25 protein-coding genes, 1 tRNA gene and 1 pseudogene are annotated in these 22,284 nt (G+C 62.2%); 17 read left to right on the forward strand and 10 right to left on the reverse strand.

Going from position 1 to position 22,284, the window contains the following annotated elements; translation table 11 throughout:
* Positions 1-25: 25 nt before the first annotated feature.
* The 3 genes from gor to rpiA form a co-directional block, all read right to left on the reverse strand.
* On the reverse strand, positions 26-1,417 hold the full coding sequence (gor, locus tag AC1DZP_RS17425) for a glutathione-disulfide reductase (protein WP_477304047.1): 1,392 nt from the start codon (positions 1,415-1,417) through the stop codon (positions 26-28).
* Positions 1,418-1,533: 116 nt separating this feature from the next.
* The gene (locus tag AC1DZP_RS17430; protein WP_457154959.1) at positions 1,534-2,142 is read right to left on the reverse strand and encodes a DUF2059 domain-containing protein; all 609 of its coding nucleotides are present in this window, start codon (positions 2,140-2,142) and stop codon (positions 1,534-1,536) included.
* Complete coding sequence (gene rpiA, locus AC1DZP_RS17435) at positions 2,129-2,860, reverse strand: ribose-5-phosphate isomerase RpiA (RefSeq protein ID WP_477304049.1); 732 nt, start codon at positions 2,858-2,860, stop codon at positions 2,129-2,131. Before rpiA ends, AC1DZP_RS17430 begins: the two co-directional genes overlap by 14 nt.
* 389 nt (positions 2,861-3,249) lie before the next feature.
* Here rpiA and AC1DZP_RS17440 point away from each other — a divergent pair, with 389 nt between their 5' ends.
* The 3 genes from AC1DZP_RS17440 (at position 3,250) to AC1DZP_RS17450 (ending at position 5,238) form a co-directional block, all read left to right on the forward strand.
* A complete protein-coding gene (locus AC1DZP_RS17440) occupies positions 3,250-3,933 on the forward strand; it encodes a phosphoglycolate phosphatase (RefSeq protein ID WP_095091554.1) in 684 nt (227 codons plus the stop codon).
* A gap of 138 nt (positions 3,934-4,071) precedes the next feature.
* Positions 4,072-4,146 (forward strand) — tRNA-Val (locus AC1DZP_RS17445).
* A gap of 414 nt (positions 4,147-4,560) precedes the next feature.
* On the forward strand, positions 4,561-5,238 hold the full coding sequence (locus AC1DZP_RS17450) for a peroxiredoxin-like family protein (RefSeq protein ID WP_477304052.1): 678 nt from the start codon (positions 4,561-4,563) through the stop codon (positions 5,236-5,238).
* 176 nt (positions 5,239-5,414) lie between these two features.
* Here AC1DZP_RS17450 and AC1DZP_RS17455 read toward each other — a convergent pair whose 3' ends face one another.
* Positions 5,415-5,768 (reverse strand): hypothetical protein, encoded by a 354-nt coding sequence (locus AC1DZP_RS17455; RefSeq protein ID WP_095091552.1) that lies wholly within the window; start codon positions 5,766-5,768, stop codon positions 5,415-5,417.
* A 433-nt stretch (positions 5,769-6,201) separates the two neighbouring features.
* On the opposite strand from AC1DZP_RS17455, the pseudogene AC1DZP_RS17460 reads away from it, so the two are divergent.
* A pseudogene (locus AC1DZP_RS17460) lies at positions 6,202-6,453 on the forward strand (GcrA family cell cycle regulator); the annotation flags it as partial.
* A 102-nt stretch (positions 6,454-6,555) separates the two neighbouring features.
* Here AC1DZP_RS17460 and AC1DZP_RS17465 read toward each other — a convergent pair.
* Positions 6,556-6,837, reverse strand: a complete 282-nt coding sequence (locus tag AC1DZP_RS17465; protein WP_095091550.1) for a hypothetical protein — start codon at positions 6,835-6,837, stop codon at positions 6,556-6,558.
* Here AC1DZP_RS17465 and AC1DZP_RS17470 point away from each other — a divergent pair.
* The 4 genes from AC1DZP_RS17470 (at position 6,837) to AC1DZP_RS17485 (ending at position 11,143) form a co-directional block, all read left to right on the forward strand.
* Positions 6,837-8,357, forward strand: coding sequence for a winged helix-turn-helix domain-containing tetratricopeptide repeat protein (locus AC1DZP_RS17470; protein WP_477304054.1), 1,521 nt, complete (start codon positions 6,837-6,839; stop codon positions 8,355-8,357). The two genes, AC1DZP_RS17465 and AC1DZP_RS17470, sit on opposite strands and share 1 nt — an antisense overlap.
* Positions 8,358-8,854: 497 nt before the next feature.
* The gene (locus AC1DZP_RS17475; RefSeq protein ID WP_477304056.1) at positions 8,855-9,112 is read left to right on the forward strand and encodes a PepSY domain-containing protein; all 258 of its coding nucleotides are present in this window, start codon (positions 8,855-8,857) and stop codon (positions 9,110-9,112) included.
* 437 nt (positions 9,113-9,549) lie between these two features.
* Positions 9,550-10,290, forward strand: a complete 741-nt coding sequence (locus AC1DZP_RS17480; protein WP_477304058.1) for a lysozyme inhibitor LprI family protein — start codon at positions 9,550-9,552, stop codon at positions 10,288-10,290.
* A gap of 367 nt (positions 10,291-10,657) precedes the next feature.
* Positions 10,658-11,143 carry a hypothetical protein gene (locus AC1DZP_RS17485; protein WP_167392387.1) on the forward strand — a complete coding sequence of 162 codons (486 nt, stop codon included), beginning with the start codon at positions 10,658-10,660 and terminating at the stop codon, positions 11,141-11,143.
* A 45-nt stretch (positions 11,144-11,188) separates the two neighbouring features.
* Here AC1DZP_RS17485 and AC1DZP_RS17490 read toward each other — a convergent pair whose 3' ends face one another.
* Positions 11,189-13,066, reverse strand: a complete 1,878-nt coding sequence (locus tag AC1DZP_RS17490) for a L,D-transpeptidase family protein (protein WP_477304061.1) — start codon at positions 13,064-13,066, stop codon at positions 11,189-11,191.
* Positions 13,067-13,278: 212 nt separating this feature from the next.
* Positions 13,279-14,025 carry a 3-oxoacyl-ACP reductase family protein gene (locus AC1DZP_RS17495; RefSeq protein ID WP_477304063.1) on the reverse strand — a complete coding sequence of 249 codons (747 nt, stop codon included), beginning with the start codon at positions 14,023-14,025 and terminating at the stop codon, positions 13,279-13,281.
* 99 nt (positions 14,026-14,124) lie between these two features.
* Here AC1DZP_RS17495 and AC1DZP_RS17500 point away from each other — a divergent pair, with 99 nt between their 5' ends.
* Complete coding sequence (locus AC1DZP_RS17500; RefSeq protein ID WP_477304065.1) at positions 14,125-14,739, forward strand: TetR/AcrR family transcriptional regulator; 615 nt, start codon at positions 14,125-14,127, stop codon at positions 14,737-14,739.
* Between the two features lie 58 nt (positions 14,740-14,797).
* On the forward strand, positions 14,798-15,193 hold the full coding sequence (locus tag AC1DZP_RS17505) for a rhodanese-like domain-containing protein (RefSeq protein ID WP_477304067.1): 396 nt from the start codon (positions 14,798-14,800) through the stop codon (positions 15,191-15,193).
* 13 nt (positions 15,194-15,206) lie between these two features.
* Here the strand turns inward: AC1DZP_RS17505 and AC1DZP_RS17510 are convergent, their stop codons facing one another.
* The gene (locus AC1DZP_RS17510) at positions 15,207-16,118 is read right to left on the reverse strand and encodes an alpha/beta hydrolase (protein ID WP_477304069.1); all 912 of its coding nucleotides are present in this window, start codon (positions 16,116-16,118) and stop codon (positions 15,207-15,209) included.
* Between the two features lie 47 nt (positions 16,119-16,165).
* Here AC1DZP_RS17510 and AC1DZP_RS17515 point away from each other — a divergent pair, with 47 nt between their 5' ends.
* A complete protein-coding gene (locus AC1DZP_RS17515) occupies positions 16,166-16,618 on the forward strand; it encodes a MarR family winged helix-turn-helix transcriptional regulator (protein WP_378916515.1) in 453 nt (150 codons plus the stop codon).
* Positions 16,619-16,750: 132 nt separating this feature from the next.
* On the opposite strand, the gene AC1DZP_RS17520 is transcribed toward AC1DZP_RS17515, so the two are convergent.
* A complete protein-coding gene (locus AC1DZP_RS17520) occupies positions 16,751-17,362 on the reverse strand; it encodes a pyridoxamine 5'-phosphate oxidase family protein (RefSeq protein ID WP_477304071.1) in 612 nt (203 codons plus the stop codon).
* A gap of 66 nt (positions 17,363-17,428) precedes the next feature.
* On the reverse strand, positions 17,429-17,782 hold the full coding sequence (locus AC1DZP_RS17525; RefSeq protein WP_095091538.1) for a gamma-butyrobetaine hydroxylase family protein: 354 nt from the start codon (positions 17,780-17,782) through the stop codon (positions 17,429-17,431).
* Positions 17,783-17,981: 199 nt separating this feature from the next.
* On the opposite strand from AC1DZP_RS17525, the gene moaA reads away from it, so the two are divergent.
* The 6 genes from moaA (at position 17,982) to mobB (ending at position 22,210) form a co-directional block, all read left to right on the forward strand.
* Entirely contained in the window at positions 17,982-18,977 is a 996-nt protein-coding gene (moaA, locus tag AC1DZP_RS17530) for a GTP 3',8-cyclase MoaA (protein WP_477304073.1), read from the forward strand.
* A 56-nt stretch (positions 18,978-19,033) separates the two neighbouring features.
* On the forward strand, positions 19,034-19,507 hold the full coding sequence (locus AC1DZP_RS17535) for a hypothetical protein (protein WP_477304075.1): 474 nt from the start codon (positions 19,034-19,036) through the stop codon (positions 19,505-19,507).
* A 118-nt stretch (positions 19,508-19,625) separates the two neighbouring features.
* Entirely contained in the window at positions 19,626-19,985 is a 360-nt protein-coding gene (locus tag AC1DZP_RS17540; protein ID WP_477304077.1) for a hypothetical protein, read from the forward strand.
* Positions 19,986-20,106: 121 nt separating this feature from the next.
* Complete coding sequence (locus tag AC1DZP_RS17545; protein WP_477304079.1) at positions 20,107-21,027, forward strand: DMT family transporter; 921 nt, start codon at positions 20,107-20,109, stop codon at positions 21,025-21,027.
* Between the two features lie 44 nt (positions 21,028-21,071).
* Positions 21,072-21,704: a molybdenum cofactor guanylyltransferase MobA gene (gene mobA, locus AC1DZP_RS17550; RefSeq protein ID WP_477304081.1), complete on the forward strand. Its 633-nt coding sequence runs from the start codon at positions 21,072-21,074 to the stop codon at positions 21,702-21,704.
* Positions 21,701-22,210: a molybdopterin-guanine dinucleotide biosynthesis protein B gene (gene mobB, locus AC1DZP_RS17555; RefSeq protein ID WP_477304083.1), complete on the forward strand. Its 510-nt coding sequence runs from the start codon at positions 21,701-21,703 to the stop codon at positions 22,208-22,210. The genes mobA and mobB overlap by 4 nt, the downstream gene beginning before the upstream one ends.
* The last annotated feature ends 74 nt before the right edge of the window (positions 22,211-22,284 follow it).

Here is a 22,284-nt window from a genome sequence, read left to right on the forward strand (position 1 = left end):
GATCTGAACCCCGGCATTTGCCAGGTCAATCCACCCGCTTGCCGTCCTTCACGCGATAGGTCGGCTTGTACATGGTGACGAGTTCTTCCGCCGCTGTCGGATGCACCGCCATCGTGCGGTCGAAATCATTCTTGGTCAGCCCGGCCTTCAGCGGAATGCCGAGAAGCTGCGCCATTTCGCCCGCATCCGGTCCCAGGATGTGCGCCCCGAGCACCCGCTTCGATGCGCCGTCGACCACCAGCTTGATCAGCATCTTCTCGTCGCGGCCGGACAGCGTATGCCGCATCGGCCGGAATGTGGCGCGGTAGATCTCGATGTCGGGGAAGCGTTTGACGGCATCATCCTCCGACAGGCCGACCGTGCCGATTTCGGGTTGTGAAAAGACGGCGGTCGCAATCGTGTCGTGGTCGGGCGCCGTCGGATTTCCCTTGAAGGCGGTCTCGATGAAACACATCGCCTCGTGGATCGCCACCGGCGTCAGCTGCACGCGGTTGGTGACGTCGCCGATCGCCCAGATGTTGTCGATGTTGGTGCGCGAGTATTTGTCGACGGCGATCGCACCGGTCTTGGTCATCTCCAGGCCGATGCCTTCCAGGCCCATATTCTCGGTGTTGGGGATGCGGCCGATGGCCAGCATCACCTGGTCGACCGTCAGCACCTTGCCGCCGGTGACGATTGCGTCGAGCCGGCCGTCCGGACGCTTGCGGATCCATTCCGACACGGAATGGCAGAGGATCTCTATCCCCTTCTTTTCCATTGTCTCGTGCAGCATCCGCCGCAGGTCCATGTCGAAGCGGCTGAGGATCTCCTTGCCGCGATAGACCAGCGTGGTGTCGACGCCGAGGCCGTGGAAGATGTTGGCGAACTCGACCGCGATATAGCCGCCGCCCTCGATCATGATCGCCTTGGGCAGCTGCTTGAGATCGAAAGCCTCGTTGGAGAAGATGCAATGCTCATGCCCGGGCAGCGCCGGATGCGGCGCCGGGCGGCCGCCGGTGGCGATCAGGATCTGGTCGGCGGTGACCGTGCGATCCTCGCCCAGGAGATGCACGACATGCGGATCGACGATCATGGCGCGCGAGTGAAAGGCCTCGCCGCCGGCGCCCTCGACATTCCTCTGGTAGATCGCCTCAAGCCGGCTGATTTCGCGATCCTTGTTGGCGACCAGCGTCTGCCATTCGAAACTCGCCTCCGGCACCGTCCAGCCATAGCCGGCGGCGTCGGCGAAATGCTCGGGAAATTGCGATGCATAGACATAGAGCTTTTTCGGCACGCAGCCCCTGATGACGCAGGTGCCGCCATAGCGGTATTCCTCGGCGATGCCGACGCGCTTGCCGAGTGCGGCGGCGACGCGCGCCGCCCTCACCCCGCCCGAGCCGCCGCCGATGACGAAAAGATCGTAGTCGTAACCGGCCATCTGGCGGCTCCTCAAGCTTCAGAAATCCAGTGACAGGTAGGCCGCCAGGCAGCAAAAGAAAAGCCCGGACAAGCCGGGCTTCATCGATGGCCGCAAGGCCATTTGGAAACGCAAGATCAGTTCTGCGTGTCGTCTGCGGGAGCCGAACCGTCGGCGGGTGCGGCGCCATCCGCAGGCGCGGCTGCGTCCGCGGGTGCTGCGGCAGGGGCTGCCGGCGCCTTGGCCTTGGCGGCCGCGGCCAGCGTCTCGCCGACCTGCTGGGCGAGATCGCGCGCGAGGCCGTTCTGCCAGATGTCGGCTGCCTTGACCAGTTCGCGGGTCACGGTCGGGCCGCTATCCAGCAGCTTCTTGCCCGAATCGGAACTGTAGAAGGCGGCGATATCCGTCAGTTCCTTTTCGGAGAACACTTTTGCGTAGGCGAGTGCGGCTTCCTTCTCGAGGTCGGCGCGCCGCGAGGCCAGCGCCAGCGCCTTCTCGTTGATCGTCTTGCCGATCAACTCCTGCATGTCCGGGTTCTTCTGGATGAGCTGCGATTCGAGCGCGGCTGCCGCCTGCGGCAGGATGTTGTCGAATGGGTCGGTCGCGTGGATCGCCGCGACAGCCGCACGGGCGGCCTTCAGGTGCGAGTCCGTGACTTCTTGCGAAAACGCCGGCGAAGAGAAGGCGAAAACGGCCGTAGCCGCCAGAACGGCGCAAAGGCTGCGAACCCGGTTATGCAACATCATGATCGGTAGAACTCCCTGGTTTTCGGGCGGCATGGACAGTTTGGATACCGTCGCCGCCGGCGATGATGGCCGCTGACGCCAGCCCGATGAAAAGACCATGCTCGACCACGCCCGGAATGGCATGGAGAGCATTCGAAAGCGCTCTTGTATCCGGAATGCGGCCAAAAGATGCATCGAGGATAAAATGGCCGCCGTCTGTAACAAAAGCCTGGCCCCCCGTCATCCTCAATATAACCGGACCGGAAAGGCCGAGCTTTTCAGCTGCGGCGCCGATGGCGATTTCGGTTGCGCGCAGGCCGAACTGATTGACTTCGATAGGCAGTGGAAAACGGCCGAGCGTCTCGACCATCTTCGACTGGTCGGCAATGACGATCATGCGCTGGGAAGCCGCGGCAACGATCTTCTCGCGCAGCAGCGCGCCGCCGCCGCCCTTGATCAGGGTCAGCGCCGGATCGACCTCGTCGGCGCCATCGATGGTGAGGTCAAGCTGCGGCGTTTCCTCAAGCGTCGACAGCGGCACGCCAAGCTCGCGGCAGAGCGACGCTGTGCGCTCCGACGTCGGCACGCCGATGATCGTCATGCCCGTGGCGACCTTCTCGGCAAGCAGCCGAACGAACTCTTCGGCGGTGGTGCCGGTGCCGATGCCGAGCCGCATGCCGTCGCTCACATAAGCGAGCGCTGCCCGCGCGGCTTCGACCTTCAACTGTCTTGCATCCATGCCGCTTGCTGCCCCGGAAATTCGCTGCTGGGCTCCTAGCATTTTTGCCGGTCGGGTCAAAGCCTTTGGCAGCGGCGTACGCTCTGGTGACGAGCAGCATGGATGTTCTGGCAACGCACGGTCAGGGGCAATGCGCCTGGCATCTCTGATAGGAATTTTTTCTGGACTTGGTGAAGGCAGCTATGCTACATATCTATCCATGGTGCTGATTTGCGCCAACGACCCGCCGCCATGGCGGGTTTTTCATGTCTGGCGGCAGGCCGGGAAATACCCGGTCCGGCGGGGCTTGCTTGCCCGAACGACCCAGCCGGCTTACCCCATCCCGCTTGCCTTGACGCGCCGCAGCCGCTATCGCCTGCCACTTGCATGAACTTGGCCCAGGACTGACCATGACTCGCCCGATCATCGTGTTCGACCTCGACGGTACGCTGGTCGATACAGCGCCGGACCTGCTCGACAGCCTGAACCACAGCCTTGCTGCCAGCCACATCGCGGCGGTCGATGAGGCCGGCTTCAGGCGCTTTGTCGGTCACGGCGGCCGCGTGATGATCGAGCGGGCCCATGCCGCCCAGCAGCGGTCGCTTGATGTCGAGGAGCACGACCGGCTGCTGAAACTCTTCCTCGACCACTACACCCTCAACATCCCCGGCAAATCGCGCCCCTACCCCGGCGTCGTCGAGGCGATCGCGCGCTTCGAGAACGCCGGCTATCTCCTGGCCATCTGCACCAACAAATACGAAGCCAACTCGCTGGCGCTGATCGAGGCGCTTGGCCTGACGAAGCATTTCGCCGCAATCGCCGGACAGGACACGTTCGCGTTCCGCAAGCCCGACCCGCGCCATCTCATCGAAACCATCAAACTGGCTGGCGGCGACCCGGATCGCGCGCTGATGGTCGGCGATTCGCAAACCGACATCGACACCGCCAAGGCCGCCGGCATTCCAGTGGTGGCGGTCGATTTCGGCTACACCGATCGCCATGTGCGCGAATTCGAGCCCTCGGCGGTGATCTCGCATTTCGACGCCCTGACGCTCGATCTGGCGCAAAGGCTGATTGTCGCCGCGGGGAACTAACCGGAAAGGAGCCGGTGTCACATCGGAGACGGGTCCACAGGACAACAATCCGATCCTTGCCGGAACGCCTGACACCGCCTTGACTTCCCGCACCTGCCTCCCTTATATCGCGGCTCGCTTGGCCTTCGGGCAACGAGCGGGCGATTAGCTCAGCGGGAGAGCACACCCTTCACACGGGTGGGGTCGCAGGTTCAATCCCTGCATCGCCCACCAAAATCCCTAAAAAAGCCAGCAGCTTACTAATTTGTTGGCCAAAATCGTCGATGTAAGCCTTTTTCGTTTCGCCGCTATGTCGCCACCAATTCGACGATTGTTTTCGACACCGGCGTCGGGAACTGAGCAGCTGGCTACGCCTCTTTCGCGGCGGTAATCCGTCCCGAAGGCCCGAAATGCTCTGCTCGTTGGTAGGCTCCAACCTGTAATCGATTCCTTGATTGCCAGCCGTTTGCTTCTGTGCGCCAGGAGCGAGGCTCCGCAAGGCGTAGTCTTAGGTAGCGCCTCAACGTCCGCCCATCTCTGTGCTACATTGCAATTCAGCACGCTCAGGAAGTGTGTGCCGAACACGGGCTGGAGCCGGAACTACCGCCGCACTTTCGTCACTGGATTGAGCCGCGAGGAGGATCAAGCATGTCTGACCGCGCCGCCGTAGGCCCTCTGCAACTGGGCGAACGTGCGCCCAATTTCGTACTCGACGCAATTACTCGCGAGGGCAAGATAGCTATCGACGATTTCCGCGGCGAGAAGCCAGTCCTGGTTGGGCTGTATCGAGGTCTGCATTGTCCGTTTTGCAGGCGTCATRTCGCGACGGTTTCGCTGCTCACACCAGCCCTTAACGCAAAGGGCATCGAAAGCCTCACGGTGGTGAACACGCCCATCGAGCGGGCGCGCCTTTATCTCCGGTACCATCCGATGGTTGGTTTGCTTGCTGCATCCGATCCGGAGCGCGTTTCACACCGCGCCTTTGGATTGCCCAATATGCAAATAGTAACTGAGGGCGAGAGCGCATTGCCGCACAAGGTCTCGATGAACGACGTGACGGCGATGCGGCTCAACGTGCCGGGCGAAATGCCTGAGCCGATGGATCCGTTTGCCACGCTCGAATATCTGAACAAAAAAGACGATTACGATATCACTGAAGCGGACCAGCAAATGATGGCGACCGGCGTGGGCCAGCTCACCGGCCAGTTCCTGCTCGACCGCAACGGCGTCGTTCGCTGGACGTTCTCCGAAGTTTTCGATGGCGGCTTGGGCGCCCACCCGAACTCTGAGGCGATGATGTCGGTCGCGTCGCATATTGGTCAGTAGTGGCGCGGTTGCGGACATCGGCTGCACGTACAGCAGGTGTTATGCAAACCGTTAGTTCGAGCCGGCGTCGCCACGCTTGGGGCAGTCGCTTCGACGACGGGCTGAGTGCGGTGGGAATTCCAGTATGAGCGACCAACCACGCGCCAGCGCGGAAAGACAATGGCGTCGAGCCGCGATCAGCGCTTCATCGAGTGCAGGATGGCCTGCATGTGCTCTTCCAGGTCGAGTTCGCCCCGAGCCTCAGCGGTCAACAGGTACTCGGCCTTAGCCCGGCGGTCGCCTCGGCTGATCGCAGGATAGGAGCAGATGGCCAGCAATGCGTCCTGTTCAATCCGGTCTGCTCTCTTGCGTTCGTGGCTGCTACTGCCCGCTTGATGAACAACCTTGTAAAGCCCGGCATAGGTGGCTTCATGGGCTCCGATCAGCGCCCGCAATTCGGGTGAGGCGCCTTCCCCTTCAGCAAGTGTCGGTTCAACGACCGAGGCCACGGCGGCGAACGCGAGAAGTGTACGGCGGGTGACTTCGGGCATGCCTCATATCCCTGCTGTCTGATCATGCGGGCACACTATAGCACCGGCGCAACGGTTCGGAGAGATGCTCTGGGACGCGACCATACTGTCTGCTGACAAAATGTTTTCGCTCCCGCAGATCGCCCTCCCGGGGCTGGCCGGTTGAGGGCCCTGAAAAACCGAAAGCGCAGCGCGTTGAGCCCACAAGCCACCCCTCACCCCGCCTGCCGATTAACCCGGGGGCGACAACATCGCCCGCCGGGTGCCTTCGCGCTGTCAACCGCACCCTAGCGGCACGTGTGGCCTTAAGTCGCAATAACTGGCTTCCGAAAGCAGGGCCTTGGGCTTCATTGATGCTGTGACCAACACCATATGGTGATCCACAGCCCTCCAAAACGAGAGAAGCTCGCCCTGACGCGGTCGCACTGCGGCCGTCAGCCGGCAATGGCTATCAACTAGGAACCTGAAAATCATGCCTGAAAATACCAGACCAACTTCGAGAGACGTCCCCCTCATCCAGCTAGGCGTCTATCAGTGCCGCTTCCCGGTGAGCGAAGACGCGTCAGTACCCGGCGGTTACCGTTTTTGTGCTGGGCCAACTTCGCCGGATCGCGTCTATTGCGATCACCACCATAGCATCGTGACCGCCGTCGACCCTCGTCGAACCCGTTCTGGTCTCCAACCCGCCCAACGACGCGCCGCGTAAGTTAAGCGGGCGGCCTCCCCCGACCGCGAGCGCGACGAGGGGAGAGTTTCAGCAGAATTTCAGAAATCTTCCGGTACGCGACCGTTCCTTGGCGTCATTGTTCTAAAGAACGAACCGGATGAGGTCGAACATGTCGCTGAATGAGAACATGCGCCAAGCCGCCCGGCAGGAACTGCTGGAATTTGCGTCCAGCGTCATGGTTGGGTCCCCTTGTGCGCCCATGCCTGGAACAATGTTCGAAATGCTGGAGATCATCGCCGTGGAGAGGCGGATGACTTCCAGCCAAGGTGAAGACAGGTCAAATTCCTCTGATCCCTTGACGTCCGAGCCGATTGGGACCCCAATCAGGCTGCGTTTGGTCGAGCTGGTCAGATCGGCATTCAATGTCGCAAGGAAACGGTGGGCCCATACTGGCACTTGGCAGTTGCGAGCTTGATATTGCCCGCGGGCTGCTTGTGCGCGATGGAAAACCTGTTGCTCTGCGCTGCAAGGCGTTTGATCTGTTAACTTATCTCAGCCGGAATGTCGGGCGTGTCGCGACCAAGTCCGAACTGATGTCAGCGGTATGGCCCGATGTCTTCGTGACCGAGGACTCACTGACGCAGGCGGTCAGGGAGTTGCGAAAGGCGCTGCAGGACGAAAGCCAAACCATTATCCGCACGGTTGCCAAACGCGGCTACGTCCTCTCTCTTCCCGATACGCCAAGACAAGAGCGCTCTGGACAGCCGAGCGTTGCGGTACTGCGCTTCAGCAACGAAGGTGCGCCGGACGACTCCCCTTTGGTCGACGGTTTCGCCGAGGACATTGTCAATGCGTTGGCTCGCTTCGGAACGGTCGTTGTACTGGCGCGCAATTCCGGATTTGCATTTGTCTCGGATTCCGCTTCCGATTGGCGTGCCGTTGGCGACAGCCTCGGCGCAACCTATCTGGTCCGCGGCAGGGCGACGACCCGCGCTGACGGCATGCGGGTCACCGTCAGTCTCATGACTGCTTCGACGGGTGAAGTCCTCTGGAGCGATACGTTTTCTGCTTCTGGCGGCCAGATCTTCGACATGCAGGAAGAAATCGCCAGCCGTGTGGTGAACCGGCTGGTCGCTCGGCTTGACGACGCGGGTATCAAGCAGGCAACCCCGAAGCCTCCCGGTAGCCTGGCCGCATATGAGCTTGTCCTGCGTGGACTGGCCCGGCTGCGCGGTTATGGCGATGACGACAATCAGGCCGCGCGCGATCTCTTTCAGGCTGCGGTCGACAAGGACCCGACCTATGCTTTGGCGCATTCCTACACCGCGCTCGCCGATCTCATTATCGGTGGCTATGCCGAGGCATCCCCGGCGTTGCTTGGTTCATTGATCGACCGTGCGGAGTGTGCGGTGACGCTTGCGCCGGAAGAGCCACGTTGCCATCGCGTGCTTGCCCAGGCCTTGATCTCTGCCCGTCGGTTCGAAGCGGCCGAACATCACCTTCAACGCGCGTTCGACCTCAATCCATATGACGCCGATACGATTGCGCAAATGGGCTACTTGCTCACGATGAGAGGCAGGCCGCTTGAAGCACTCGCGGCGATTGACAGTGCGATACGGATCAACCCGATCCATCCTGATTGGTACCACTATGATCGCGCCATCGCCCAATACTCGGCAGGAGACTACAAGGCCGCGCTTGTCAGCATGTCCAAGATCCCCCCGAGGACCCCCTGGCGACTGGCAAGGCTGGCGGGGTGTCACGCTCAACTCGGCGAACTGAAGGAAGCTCAGCGCATTATGGCAGAGGTCAAGCGGATAGCGCCTGATTACTCGCCACTTGAGTTTGCGCAAACCGGAATCGCCTTTGAACACGCAAGTGATGCTGAACACCTCATTGCCGGCGTCGCCAAGGCACTCGCAGCCTATGAGGACCAAGGCTAGGCTGTGAACTCACAAATGCGGAGTGACCGAGAGGGGTGGAATTTGGACGGTGCTCGTCAACCCGTAGCGAATTCAAGGAATTCAGGTTCTAAGTAGATCGTGTGCATATACGGCAGTTCACCCAATATCTCTCCGACATCCAAGGCAGCCATGCCGTCTAACATTTCCCTGATTGGGAACGTCTTTCCGAGGCATAAGCGGAAGAGAGTTGCGGTTTGAAGATCGTCTGCATCGACAAGATTTGGCGGCGTTCCAACCAAACGAACAAGTGTTCCGACGCTGAAGGATCTTTGCATACATGGAGTTATATCGCTGCAGCCATCGTCCGCAATGGGGTCGTTGCCTATTGGCGGCTTTCAAATTGCAGTGGAATCTGATGGCGCATGGGTTTTTCCTCCGAAAGCTGCAATCGGTGAACTCAATCGCCACGCACTTCAGCTGCGGAACAAACCGGCATGGCAGCGAGTTTCTGTCCGACGAGAACTTGAGGGAAAGCCATGTCCAGATTTCTGCTGGCGACAAGCGTCGCCGTTCTTCTCGCCTGCGGGCCGGCCTTTGCCGCGGATGAGCCCCTGCTGCCCCCGCCCAACGCCAAGAAACTGTCGGAGATCCTCGCCAAGGTCGAGAAGCGCGACGGCTTTCGCTATGTCAAGGAAGTCGACTGGGACAGCGGCGCCTACGTCGTCACCTACTACACGTCCGACAAGGCCAAGGTCGAAATCACCTACGATCCTGTGACCGCCGAGCCAGAATAGGGTTCGTCGGCACGCGCCTTGAATTTAGTTCTATTGGTCTTTCCTGGCGCTGGCGCCGCCCCTCACCTGCCTGCCGGCGTTCGTCACTCGAAAAGCCAAGCAGTTGGCTTTTCGTCCGCTAGCGCGGACCATTCCTCAACTCCCCGTATAGTGACGGGGAGAGGGGCGCTCTCATCGCCGATTTCGCCAATCACCAGCGTCGCCAGAATGGCGCTGAGGTTGCGGCCAGCCCCTTCTCCCCGTCACTATACGGGGAGAAGTGCCCGGCAGGGCGATGAGGGGCGGCGGCGACTTCGGCGATGGTCTTCGCCATAAGTCGAACTGTCATTGGCCTGAAGCGATTGCCCTAGCCCCGCCCAAAAATGTCCATTCTTGAGGTATGACATGCATGCCAGGGCGTGGGCCGCGCCTTGGGCAATCGTGGCTTGGGGGCAATCATGCGATCTTCCGTTCGAACCCGTCTTTTGGCCGTGCTGGCCATCATCCTGGCCGGCGGCGTCTTCGGGACCGCTCCGGCGCGGGCCGATGGGCCATCCTTCGACTGCGCCAAGGCAAGCCTGCCGGCGGAAAAGGCGATCTGCGCCGAACCGCAGCTGTCGGCCATCGACCTGTTGGTCGCCAAGGCGTTCAAGGATTTCGAGCCGGCGTTCGGCGGCGACAAACGCAGGATCGCCCGCGGGTTGAATGCCGACCGCAATGCCTGCAAGAGCGACACCGCCTGCATCGTCAGCGCGCTGAACAACGCGCTGCAAACCTATGGCGCCGCGCCGCAATGGGTGCAGGACTACAACATCGCGCTGGTCGGCAAGAAGGCGCTGGAAGCCGCGGCGCGAAACCCGAATGAGACCGACCAGCCATTGCCCTCGGCAATCGGCCAATGCGCGTCCACCCATATCAAGACGCTGACCACGCGGCTTGGCGACGATCCGCTGGAAACGGCCAGCCCGGATGGCGGCAGTGCCGCGACATTCACCAATGACGGCGGCGCCGTCTCCTATGATCGCGACCCTGGCCTGGCCGCCTCGAAGGTCGGCGACGCGGCCGTCATGTGCCTGATCTCCATTCCCAGGGACTGCCCCAAGCACGATGAGCGCGGCCGCGTCTACTACGGCATCGATCTCGCCATCAAAGCATCATGGGCACTGCCGGACTCGGAGCATATGTGCGGCGGCGCCTGAACCGCAGCTTCGTTGTTCCGCGTGGCGCTGCCCCTCACCAGCCAGAGGGGCGCTCTCATCGCCGGTTTCGCCAATCACCGACGTTGCAAGACGAGCGCCGTCGTTGCGGTCAGCCCCTTCTCCCCATCACTATACGGGGAGTTGAGGAGTGGTCCGCGTAGCGGACGAAAAAGCCAATTGCTTGGCTTTTCGAACGACGAACGCGCGGCAGGGCGATGAGGGGCGGCGCCGACCTCAGCAATTGGTGGTCTCCACCGCAAGTCGAGCTTGTCATTGGTCTGGAGCGACCACCTGCACCATCCTTCCCCTCCCCTTGCGTCAGTCTCGCTTTGATGGCTGACTGCGGCCCATAGGCGCCGCATGGGGGATGGGCATGGCGACGGCGAAGCACGTGCTGAAGCGCATACTGATGATGTTGGCCGGCTACCTCGTATCGGTGCTGGTCGGCTTGATCGCTGTCGTGGCGATCTACGCCGCGCTCAGTTCCCTACCCAACGCGCCCGCCTATTTCGACGTCATGGGCGTCTCGCCGATCGCCGTCCTTGTGGTTCCGCCGCTCGGCATGTTCGTCTATTTCCTGACGATTGTCGTGACCGCACTGCAGACGCTCATCTTCGCGCTGATTGCCGAACTCTTCTCGTTGCGCAATTTCCTGCTGCACATGTTTTTCGGCGCCGCGGCCGCCGCCGGCGGGTTCTTCCTGATCTGGCCAAGTTCAGCGGAGGACATGGACCCCGAGCGCTGGGCCGACATCGGCATCATCGCCGCCGCCGGCCTTGTCGCCGGATTGGTCTATTGGCTGATCGCCGGACGCGACGCGGGTTTCCGGCGCCCCCTGTTTGAGCTCGGCTGAAACTGTTTCAGCCGACACGCTCTAGAAGTCGAAAACGGCCGTTGCTCAACTCGACGGCGAGCGCACCGCCTCGGTGGCGTCCAACGCCTGCTTCAGCCGCGTGTCGCGATCGTAGACGTCGCCGAAATATTCGACCTTGCCGGACATATCCGGCCAGGCGGTGAAATAGGCGACGTAGACCGGGATCTTGCGCGTCACGTCCTCTGTTGCATGTCCGTGCTTCAGCTTCTCGGCGATATCGTCGACCGAGGTGCCGAGCACTGCGGCCGCCATGCCGCGCGGATCCTGCAGGCGCACGCAGCCATGGCTGAGCGCGCGCATATCCTGGTTGAAGAACGATTTCTGCGGCGTGTCGTGCATGTAGATCGCGTGCTTGTTGGGGAACAGTATCTTCAGCTCGCCCAACGCATTGGCCTCGCTCGGCTGCTGGCGCACGCTGTAGGGAATGTTGGCGCCATACGCGCCCCAGTCGACCGCCGACGAAGGGATGCGCTTGCCGCGCGAATCGGTGACCTCGTAGCCGGCCCGGTCGAGATAGCCGGGATCGCTGCGGAGCCTGGGCAGCATCTCGTTGACGATGATCGACTGCGGCACGCCCCAATAGGGATGGAAGTCGACCTGCTTGATCTGGTTGTAGAAGAAGGCGGTCTGGTTGGTGGTCCGGCCGACAACGACACGCGTCTTCAGCTTTTCCTCGCCATTGTCGATGTAGCTCGCGGTGAAGGCCGGCTGGTTGATGAAGACACGCGGGCTGCCGAGATCGGAAGGCAGCCAGCGCAGTTCCTCCAGCGCCACCTCAACCTTCAGCAACCTGTCGGCCTTGGACGTTCCGGCCAGCGTCGCGACGGTGCGCGGTCCGATGACGCCGTCGCCCTTCATGCCGGCTTTCTTCTGCACGGCTTCGATCACCGGAACCAGTTCCGGGACATAGACTTCGCTGGTGGCCAGCCTCGCCAGGGTCTCGCCATAGGCGCCACCCATCTCGTCATCGAGATTGCGGGCGATCAGGGTCAGCAGCTTCGGCAGTTCGGGACTGGTTTCGCCCGGCTTCAGCAACAGCTTGGGGTCGACGACGATCTCGTTCTCGGCGCTGGCCTGCAGGGCTTCCAGTTCGACGCGCAACGCCTGGTATTCCGCATTCTGAGGATGCCGCGATTCGAGATAGGTGCGCACTTCCTGGGTATGCGCCAGTGTTTTCAGCACGCCTTGCAAGTCGAGCGGCTTGGCCGGGAAATCATAGTAGCCGGTCATGCGGTTGGGCTCGACGCGGCCGCTCTGGGCATCATGGGCATAGCGCAGCACGCGGGCCGAGAGCGCCATCTCGAAGCGGACGAGCTCTTTCAGCTGTGCATTGGCGTCGGCCGGCGAGGCGCTGGCGGCAGGCACGTTGACCATGTAGTCTGCCGGCTCGAGGCCGTAGCTCGATGCCTCGCCCAGCACCCGCACCGCATCCTGCGCGCGGCTGTTGAGGCCCGTGCCCGTCACCCAGATGAAATCCGGATTGGCCGAGTAGTAGGCGATCAGCGCCTTGGCGATATCGGGCTCGGCATAGAGTTCGTAGTCGCTCAAGCCAGCAATCGCGTCGTGGAACGCAGCCCCCGTGGCCGATGGCACGAAAGCGGCATCCTGCGGGGCCGCCGGCATTGGCGCCGCTGCCAACGCCGAAAAGTCGATGCGCACCAGCCGATCGGCCTTGTAGGTGTAGTAGGACGGGCTGCTGATTTTTACGCCGCCGCCACCCGGCACTTTCGGCTTGTGCTTGGGCGGCGCGGGTGGAAACTCACCTTGCGGCTCGTGCCTGACGCCACCTCCGAAAAGCATGTCGAAGAGCCCTTGCGCGCCTGCCTGTGGCACACCGAAGGCCAGCGTTGCCGAGATCGCCACCAGCGGCATCACGGTTGCTTTGTTTCGGAGGAATTTCATGAATCACCCGCCCGGTTGTACCCGGTTCCCGTTCCGCACCGTTAAGACGATCTCGCTCACCGCATGGCGGATGTAAGGCGCGACTATACTGATTCATACTGATTTCGTTAAGCTTCCATAAATTTTGGAACGCTTGTTGCAGAACGGTTTCACAACATCGTGACGGCCGGAGCGAGGTGTCTTCGCTCCGGCCCGGGGAAATCCTCCGGGGATCAGGCGTTGGCGCCACCGTCGATGGTCAGCGCCGCGCCGGTGACGAATCGGCCTTCCGGTCCCGCGAGCCAGGCGACCATGCCGGCAATGTCTTCGGCTTTGCCAAAGCGCGGCGTTGCCATCTTCTGGCGCTGGTGTTCGGCGTGCGGGCCATCGGCCGGATTCATGTCGGTGTCGGTCGAACCGGGGTGGACGACGTTGGCGGTGATACCGCGCGGGCCGAGGTCGCGCGCCAAGGCCTTGGTCAGGCCGACCAGCGCCGCCTTGCTGGCCGAATAGGCGCCAAGACTGGTGTCGGTCACCCGCTCGGCAAGATTGCTGCCGATAGAGATGATCCTGCCGCCCTCGCCCATATGCACTGCCGCCGCCTTCGAGGCGATGAACGGCGCCCTGAGATTGACCGACATGGTCTCGTCGAAATCGGCGAGGGACAGGGTATCGATGGGTGCGGCACGCCAGATGCCGGCGCTGTTGACCAGGATGTCGAGCCGGCCAAATGCAGTCGCGGTGTCATCGATGGCCTTGTCTATGGCCACCGCATCGCGGTTGTCGGCCTTGATGGCGATGGCGCGACCACCCTTGGCCTCTATCTCGGCAACGACCGAGCGGGCCTGCTCCTCGCCATGCACATAGGTCAGCGCGACGCTGGCGCCCTCGGCGGCAAGCCGTCGTGCGATCGCCGCACCGATGCCGCGACTGCCGCCGGTGACGAGCGCGGCCTTGCCGTTCAAGCTGTTGGATGACATCGACTTCTCCGTTTTGTAATGATCGATACACAAATATCTGTCAGCCTTGCCCGGTCGCGTCAACTGAATTATGTATCGATCAACACAGAAAAGAGCGTCATGTCGGAACGAGGCCGCCCCCGCACCTTCGATCGAACCGCAGCCCTGCACCGCGCGATGGAGGTTTTTTGGGCTCGCGGTTACGAAGGCGCATCGATGAGTGAGCTGACTGCCGCCATGGGCATCAACTCGCCCAGCCTCTACGCCGCCTTCGGCAGCAAGGAGGCGCTGTTCCTCGAGGCGACCGATTTCTATTCGCGCACCGAGGGTGCCGACATCTGGCTGACGCTCGAGGAAGCACCGACCGCGCGGCAGGCGATCGAACAATTTCTATGCCTGACGGCGAAAGCCTACGCGCAGACCGATCGCCCGCAGGGCTGCCTGATAACGCTCGGCGCTTTGCACCAGGACTCCAGCCGGGGCGCCATCTGCGACGATCTGCGCCGTCGGCGCGCCGAGAATCATGCCGCCCTGCGCACGCGTCTCGAACGCGGCGTTGCCGAAGGCGAACTGCCGGTCGGATTCGACTGCAGCGCTGCCGCCACCTTCTACGCTACAGTCCAGCACGGCATGTCGATCCAGGCTCGCGACGGCGCCTCGCATTCGGCGCTTCTGGCAACCGTGGCCGGCGCGATGGCGGCGTGGCAGACGATGGCCGGCACGGACAGAGCGTGACAAACGCCGGCCATTGTGCTGCAAATCCAGACAGCCAGCCGGTCGGGAGGACAAGCCTGTGAAAAAAGGGTATCGCGAACTGCTGGATGAGGCGAATGCCGAGATCGAGGTGGTGTCGCCGGAGGAAGCGGCCGGGCTGCTTGACGATGAAGACACCATCTTCGTCGACCTGCGCGATCCGCGCGAGGTCGAACGCGACGGCAGGATTCCCGGCGCCAAGCATGTCACCCGCGGCATGCTGGAATTCTGGATCGACCCCGATAGCCCCTATCACAAGCCGTTCTTCGCTTCGGGGAAGAGCTTCGTCTTCTTCTGCGCCGGCGGCTGGCGCTCGGCGCTGGCCACCAAGACGGCGCAGGACATGGGACTATCGCCGGTCAAGCACATCCTTGGCGGCTACACCGCCTGGAAGGCGGCCGGACTGCCGGTCGAGCCCGGCGGGAAGAAGAAATAACCTCGATGGCCGTTCAGTGCAGCAGCGACGGCTCGCGATGCTCGCCGACGAAGCCGACCGCGCGTCCGACCACGCCCTTGTCGACAAGGATGCGGCGGTGGCCGAGGCCGTCGGCCCAGTAGAGCCGCACATGGCCGCCGGCGCCGGCATAACGTGTTGCATGGTCGGCCGGAACTTCACGGTCGTCCGGTGCGTGGATGACCAGGGTCGGCACCGGCGCATCGGCGAGCTGGCGGTCGCCGGTGAATTCGTGCAGCGGCCGGCCGGAAAGATGTTCGACACGGTCCGCCATGGCGGCCTGCGAGCGAGGTCCGACATTAAGCATGCGGCTGAAGTCGGCGAAGATCGCCGGCAAGGAACTGGGCGCCGCGATCAGCACCAGGCGTCCGGCCACCAGCGGCGGGATGTTCTTGACCGAACCGGCGAGGGCATTGGCGGCGACGGCGCCACCGAAGGAATGGCCGACAACAGCCACGAATGGGCCGAACCATTGGCCGGCGACCCGAACCGCATCCACGGCATTGACCATGTTCAGCCGTCGGCCCTGCGACTGGCCGTGGCCAGGCAGGTCAAGCGAAACCACCCTGTAGCCGGCCGCGCGATAGCCTTCGATCAGCGCACGCATATATTCGGTGCGAGAACGCCAGCCATGCACGACGAGCACCGTGCCGGCGGCCGCCCTGCCCGGCTCCGGCCGGAATTCGTGCACCATGATGCATCCGGTCGCGGTCTTCAGCCGATGATGGCGTGCCTCGGTCATGAACGCAGCCGCTCGGTCGACGGCGCGGCGCTCGCCATCGCTGAGCGCCTTCACATTCGGCGTGCGGCAGAACAGTTCGAAAGCCGCGCGTCCGGTCAGGCGCGGCGCAATACGCTCAGCCGCACCAAACACCCGCCGGATGACCTTCAGCCCGATTGATGCCATAGTGAGAATCCATCCATACGTTCAAGCATGAACATAATAGTTCAAAGATGAACAATAAACAAGAGTTACCTTGGGACAACCCGCGTTTTCGCAACTGGGTCGCGGTGGCGCGCGCCTGCCATGTGCTTGAACGCACGCTGGCGACGAAACTGGCGCCGCTCGACCTGAAGCCGGCGCAGCTCGACGTGCTGATGAACCTCTATCGCCACCCCGGCATGTCGCAGCACGACCTTGCCCGCAAGCTGCTCGTCGGCCGCTCCAACATCACAATGCTCCTGCCGCAGCTGGAGGCGCGTGGCCTGCTGCGCCGCGAAGGCGACGAGAAGGACAAGCGCATCCTGCGGCTTGCACTGACCGAAGCCGGCGAGGCGCTGCTGATGCAGGCGCTGAAAGTGCACATGGCGCTGATCGAGAAGGCAATGAGCCAGTCGACACCGGAACAATGCGACATGATCGGCGAGCAGATGCGCAAGATCTATGATGTGCTGAAAGACGCCTAGAGCCGGATGATTTCAGGTCGGATCGACCTGAAATCTGAATCCGCCTCTAAATCAAAGAGATAGAGCATGATGTCGTCCGAAAACCGCTTCACACTTTTCGGCATCATGCTCTAGCCCTTTCAGCCCCGAAACCTACCACATCGTCTTCTTCGCCCGCTCCGGCCATTCCTTGTCGTAGGTCTCGCCGTCGATGTTCCTGCGGCTGGTGATTTCCAGGATCCGTCCGGGCGTCGGCAGCGACTTCGGGTCGACGTGCCTCGCCGGGTTCCACAGCTCGGAGCGGACAATGGCGCGGGCGCATTGGAAGTAGACCGTATCGATATCGACGACAGTGACCGAGCGCGCCGCCTTGCCGTCCACGGTGAACGACGCGCACAGCGCTGTATCCGTCGTGATATGGGCCCGACCGTTGATGCGCAGCGTCGTGCCAGAGCCCGGCACGAGAAACAAAAGACCGACGCGCGGGTCGCGGATGATGTTTTTCAGCGAATCGGCGCGGTTGTTGCCACGACGGTCCGGCATCATCAGCGTTTTCGGATCAACGATGCGCACGAAACCGGCGAGATCGCCGCGCGGCGAACAGTCCAGGCCCTCTGGTCCGCTGGTTGCCAGCGCGACGAACGGCGAGGCCTCGATGAAGGCTGCGTATTCCGGAATGACGTGATCGAGTTCCTTGACCAACGAAGCCTCGCCTGGAACGCCATAGAGCGCCTCGAGCTGCTCGACCGTGGTGATGACCGACATCTTCCTCGTCTCCAAACCTTTGCCGGCGCTACCCCACATCGATGACGTTTTGACGACAGCGACGGCCTAGCGGTCCCGGCTCAAACCCTTTTCCGCAAGCTCGGCGAGATAGGCATTCCAGCGCTCGTCCTTTTCGTGGCCGAGCGTGTGCAGGTAATTCCAGGTGAAGATGCCGGTGTCGTGGAAATCATCGAAGGTGATGCGCACCGCATAATTGCCGACCGGCTCGATCTTCAGGATCGCCACATTGCGCTTGCCGGGGACCGTCACCCGTTGGTCCGGCGAATGGCCCTGCACTTCGGCCGATGGCGAAGCGACACGCAACAGCTCCGCCGGCAGTTCGAACGGCCGATGATCGGGAAAGGTGACCGACAGCAGTTTGCGGTCTTTCGAGACCCGGAGTTCCCTGGGTGCGGTCATGATGTTCGATCCCGTGGCAATCCACCCTTCCCTACGCTGCTTCGCCGGAAGGGAAAAGGCCGTTGAGGTGAGCCGACATGCGATGTCGGCCAGGGAATGTTACCAAAGATCGAGAAGCGGTATCTTGAATGGCAGGCCGGATCGTATCACATAGCGGTATATAACGATGCCGCTCACGGCCACGGGAATTGCTTGAAGCATGGACATGATCGATCCTTTTGGGCGCACCATCAGCTATCTCAGGGTATCGGTCACCGACCGCTGCGACTTCCGCTGCACCTATTGCATGGCCGAGGACATGGCCTTCCTGCCGAAGAAGGACCTGCTGTCGCTGGAAGAACTCGACCGGCTGTGCACGGTGTTCATCGAAAAAGGCGTCAGGAAATTGCGCCTCACCGGCGGCGAGCCGCTGGTTCGCAAGAACATCATGCACCTCGTGCGCCAGCTGTCGCGGCATCTCGAAAGCGGCGCGCTGGAAGAATTGACGCTGACCACCAACGGCTCGCAGCTGTCTCGCTTCGCCGCCGAACTCGCCGATTGCGGCGTCAAGCGCATCAACGTCTCGCTCGACACGCTCGATGCCGACAAGTTCCACAAGATCACCCGCTGGGGCCATCTCGACAAGGTCATGCAAGGCATCGATGCAGCACTTGCGGCCGGGCTGACTGTCAAGCTCAACGCGGTGGCGCTGCGCGATTTCAACGACGCCGAACTGCCCGACATGATGCGTTGGGCGCATGGCCGCGGCATGGACCTGACGGTCATCGAAACCATGCCGATGGGCGAGATCGACGCCGACCGCACCGACCAGTACCTGCCGCTGTCGCTGCTGCGCGCGTCGCTGGAACGCCAGTTCACGCTGGCCGACATTCCCTTCAAGACCGGCGGCCCGGCCCGCTACGTGCATGTCGCCGAGACCGGCGGACGGCTCGGCTTCATCACGCCGATGACGCATAACTTCTGCGAAAGCTGCAACCGCGTCCGGCTGACCTGCACCGGCACGCTCTATATGTGCCTCGGCCAGGAGGATGCCGCCGACCTGCGCGCGCCTTTGCGTGCGTCCGAAGGCAATGAGATGGTTGCCGAGGCCATCGACGAGGCGATCGGCCGCAAGCCGAAGGGCCATGACTTCATCATCGACCGCCGGACCAGCCGCCCCTCCGTTTCGCGGCACATGAGCGTCACCGGCGGCTGATCTTTGCGCGAAATTCAGGCAGGATCGCCTCCGGGTCATTGGCTTCGAGGCGGGAAATGCTGAGTCGTTCCTCATTTTTGGCGGTTATCGCAACAATTGCAGCGACAAACGCCATTGCCGCGCCATTCACTTACACCAATGAGCGCTTCGGCACCGTCTGCACCTTTCCCGACGACATCTTCACCGACCGCCAGCCCGAGCCGGACAATGGCGACGGACAGGCATGGCTGAGTGCCGACGGCGCCAGCCTGATCTGCTCGGGGATCCTCAACATCGACGACGACACGCCCAAAGGGTTCGTCGCGGCTGAGAAAGCCAGCGATGAACCCGGCTACAAGGTCACCTACAGCAATGCCGGCAAGGACTGGGCGGTGCTGTCGGGCTTGAAGGATGGAAAGATCTTTTACGAGCGACGTCTGTTCGGCCGGGATGGCGTCATCCGCACGATCTGGGTCGATTACCCGCCGGCCCTGAAGTCGAAGTACGATCCGCTGGTCGGCGCTATCGCCGGCAGTCTCAAGGGACCTTGAGCATTTTCGGCCACACCGCGGACAAATCTCCGTACGCGAATGTTCGCCTGATTTACCGGTGGCGTTTTCCCGCTTAGCCTCCGTCTTGTAGCGGTCTTTCGCTCCGGGGGAATACACCATGCGCAAACTTCTTCTTTCGTTCGCATTGCTTGGCTTCGCCACCTTGCCCGCTGCGGCCCAGTCGATCGGCGGCACGTATACGGTCGCCGGCACCAATTTCGACGGCTCTGCCTATGGTGGTGAAGCCACCATCACGCTGACCAGTGGGACAACCTGCGCGATCCATTGGGAGACGGGCGGCTCGTCCTCGGACGGTATCTGCATGCGCAACGACGACGCCTTCTCGGCCGGCTATGTGATGGGTAAGGACATCGGCCTTGTCGTCTACAAGGTCGAGGATGACGGGTCGCTGCACGGCCTGTGGACGATCGCCGGCAAGGAAGGCAACGGCACCGAAATTCTGACGCCGAAGAAATAAGGTCCGCCGCCATGGCAGGCGATATTCTGGGCACCGGACAATCCTGTGGCCCAGCCCTTTGCTGTTGCTGTTTCATGCCCGACTGCTACAGGCTTTAAGCAAAGCAGAGCCGGTAGTCATCTTGCCCCTTTCTCCAAACCTTCGCGGCGCGTTGTTCATGGTGGTGGCGATGGCCGGCTTCACCCTCAACGACGCCATCACCAAATATTCGTCGCAATCGATGAACATGGCGCAAGTCATGCTGATCAGGGGAGCGTTTGCCACCCTGTTCGTCGGCTCGCTTGCCTGGCAGCGCGGTGCCCTCGTTCGGCTACGCTCGATGCTCGACCCAATGGTGGCGCTGCGCGTCCTCGGCGAAGCCGGCGGCACGGTGACGTTCCTGATCGCGCTCGCCCATTTGCCTATCGCCAGTGTCTCGGCGGTCCTCCAGGCGTTGCCGCTGGCGGTGACGATGGGCGCGGCACTGGTCTTCAACGAGGGCGTCGGTTGGCGGCGCTGGCTGGCCATCGCCATCGGATTTGCCGGCGTGCTGGTCATCGTGCGGCCAGGTTTCGAGGGGTTCAGCGTCTACTCGCTGGTGGCGCTGGCCTGTGTTGCCTGTTGTGCGGTACGCGATCTTGCCACCAAGCGGATTCCCAAGGCCATTCCGACGCTGCTGGTGTCGACCGCCACCGCGTTTGCCATGACAATCCTGGGAGCCGCGTTGCTTTCACCGATGGGGGGGTGGACGCCGATGACGGGAAACAGCACAGCCTTGTTGGCGCTCGCCGCGGTGCTGGTGCTCATCGGCTACCAGTTCATCATCATGGCGATGCGGGCGGGCGACATCTCCTTCATCGCGCCGTTCCGCTACACGGCCCTGATCTGGTCGATCCTGCTTGGCCTGTTCGTCTTCGCCGACATTCCTGACCTGCCGATGATCGTCGGCGCCACGATCATCATCGGCTCCGGCCTCTATGCGCTCTACCGCGAGCGGGTCGTCGGCCGGCGCAAGATCGTCGCCGAAAGCACCGGGCCAAGCATGGTCCCGGATGGAATCTAGCCGGCTCTTGTGATTTCCGACGGCTGGCGTACAGGCTCGGTGGCATGAAGCGAGATGTTGCAGGGATCATTCTGGCCGGCGGCCAATCAAGACGAATGGGCGGTGGCGACAAGAGCCTGTTGCCGCTTGGTAGCGGTCGCGTGCTTGACCAGGTCGTGTCGCGCCTTGGCCCGCAGGTCGCCCCCCTGGCGCTCAGCGCCAACGGCGACGCCACACGCTTCTCACGCTACGAGCTGCCAGTGCTTGCCGACACTGTGACTGGTTTTGCCGGACCGCTTGCCGGAATCCTGACCGGCCTCGAATGGGCCGCCGCCAACACGGCTTGCAAGACTGTCGTCACCGCTGCTGGCGACACGCCCTTCCTGCCCCTGGATCTTGTCGAACGACTGGCGACAGCAACCGATCGACGTGCCGGTTCGATTGCCGTTGCTTGCTCGGCCGGCAAGCGGCATCCGACCTTCGCGCTGTGGCCGACGGACTGCCGCGACGCCTTGCGGCACTTTCTGGTCGTTGAGGATATCAGGCGTGTTTCGGCCTTCATCGACCGGCATGGAGTTGTCGAGGTGGAATTCCTGGTTCCGCAATCCGCAGGCCAACCGGTCGACCCTTTCTTCAACATCAATGTGCCCGATGATCTTGTTCAGGCCGAACGTTTGTTGCGGAGCATGAAATCATGAACAGACGCGTCTTCGGCATCACCGGCTGGAAGAATTCCGGTAAGACGACATTGACCGAAAGGCTGGTCACCGAACTTGTCCGGCGCGGCTGGAAGGTGTCGACGGTGAAACACGCCCATCATGACTTCGACATCGACAAGCCGGGCGCCGACAGCTTCCGCCACCGGCAGGCTGGCGCCACCGAAGTCGCGATCGTGTCAGGAAACCGTTGGGCGCTGATGCACGAACTGCGCGGTGAGAATGAGCCGACGCTGGAGGCGATCCTGTCTCGGCTCGCGCCGTGCGATCTGGTGCTGGTCGAAGGCTACAAGCGCGAAGCCCACCGCAAGATCGAAACCCGACGGCTGGAAGCGAAGGACCGCACACCGCTATCGGCAACGGATCCCAACATCGTCGCTGTCGCCGCCGATTTTGCGACCGAAGGCGAGCTCTTGCCGGTGTTCGATCTCGACGATGTGAAATCAATAGCCGACTTCATCGAGCGGGACATTGGGCTCGTTGCTTGAGAGCTAACGCAGCGGCAGAATAGCCTTGCCCATTTTTGCGGTTTTGCAGTTGCTTTTTTCTTGGAAAGAGTGGG

It is taken from the genome of Mesorhizobium sp. P2_F8 (assembly GCF_056403655.1).

Coding starts and splice junctions, on each gene's coding strand:
- gor (WP_477304047.1), bottom strand. CDS start 1,417: ATGGCCGGTTACGACTACGATCTTTTCGTCATCGGCGGCGGCTCGGGC.
- AC1DZP_RS17430 (WP_457154959.1), bottom strand. CDS start 2,142: ATGATGTTGCATAACCGGGTTCGCAGCCTTTGCGCCGTTCTGGCGGCT.
- rpiA (WP_477304049.1), bottom strand. CDS start 2,860: ATGGATGCAAGACAGTTGAAGGTCGAAGCCGCGCGGGCAGCGCTCGCT.
- AC1DZP_RS17440 (WP_095091554.1), top strand. CDS start 3,250: ATGACTCGCCCGATCATCGTGTTCGACCTCGACGGTACGCTGGTCGAT.
- AC1DZP_RS17455 (WP_095091552.1), bottom strand. CDS start 5,768: ATGCCCGAAGTCACCCGCCGTACACTTCTCGCGTTCGCCGCCGTGGCC.
- AC1DZP_RS17470 (WP_477304054.1), top strand. CDS start 6,837: ATGTCGCAAGGAAACGGTGGGCCCATACTGGCACTTGGCAGTTGCGAG.
- AC1DZP_RS17475 (WP_477304056.1), top strand. CDS start 8,855: ATGTCCAGATTTCTGCTGGCGACAAGCGTCGCCGTTCTTCTCGCCTGC.
- AC1DZP_RS17480 (WP_477304058.1), top strand. CDS start 9,550: ATGCGATCTTCCGTTCGAACCCGTCTTTTGGCCGTGCTGGCCATCATC.
- AC1DZP_RS17485 (WP_167392387.1), top strand. CDS start 10,658: ATGGGCATGGCGACGGCGAAGCACGTGCTGAAGCGCATACTGATGATG.
- AC1DZP_RS17490 (WP_477304061.1), bottom strand. CDS start 13,066: ATGAAATTCCTCCGAAACAAAGCAACCGTGATGCCGCTGGTGGCGATC.
- AC1DZP_RS17495 (WP_477304063.1), bottom strand. CDS start 14,025: ATGTCATCCAACAGCTTGAACGGCAAGGCCGCGCTCGTCACCGGCGGC.
- AC1DZP_RS17500 (WP_477304065.1), top strand. CDS start 14,125: ATGTCGGAACGAGGCCGCCCCCGCACCTTCGATCGAACCGCAGCCCTG.
- AC1DZP_RS17510 (WP_477304069.1), bottom strand. CDS start 16,118: ATGGCATCAATCGGGCTGAAGGTCATCCGGCGGGTGTTTGGTGCGGCT.
- AC1DZP_RS17515 (WP_378916515.1), top strand. CDS start 16,166: ATGAACAATAAACAAGAGTTACCTTGGGACAACCCGCGTTTTCGCAAC.
- AC1DZP_RS17520 (WP_477304071.1), bottom strand. CDS start 17,362: ATGTCGGTCATCACCACGGTCGAGCAGCTCGAGGCGCTCTATGGCGTT.
- AC1DZP_RS17525 (WP_095091538.1), bottom strand. CDS start 17,782: ATGACCGCACCCAGGGAACTCCGGGTCTCGAAAGACCGCAAACTGCTG.
- moaA (WP_477304073.1), top strand. CDS start 17,982: ATGGACATGATCGATCCTTTTGGGCGCACCATCAGCTATCTCAGGGTA.
- AC1DZP_RS17535 (WP_477304075.1), top strand. CDS start 19,034: ATGCTGAGTCGTTCCTCATTTTTGGCGGTTATCGCAACAATTGCAGCG.
- AC1DZP_RS17540 (WP_477304077.1), top strand. CDS start 19,626: ATGCGCAAACTTCTTCTTTCGTTCGCATTGCTTGGCTTCGCCACCTTG.
- mobA (WP_477304081.1), top strand. CDS start 21,072: ATGAAGCGAGATGTTGCAGGGATCATTCTGGCCGGCGGCCAATCAAGA.
- mobB (WP_477304083.1), top strand. CDS start 21,701: ATGAACAGACGCGTCTTCGGCATCACCGGCTGGAAGAATTCCGGTAAG.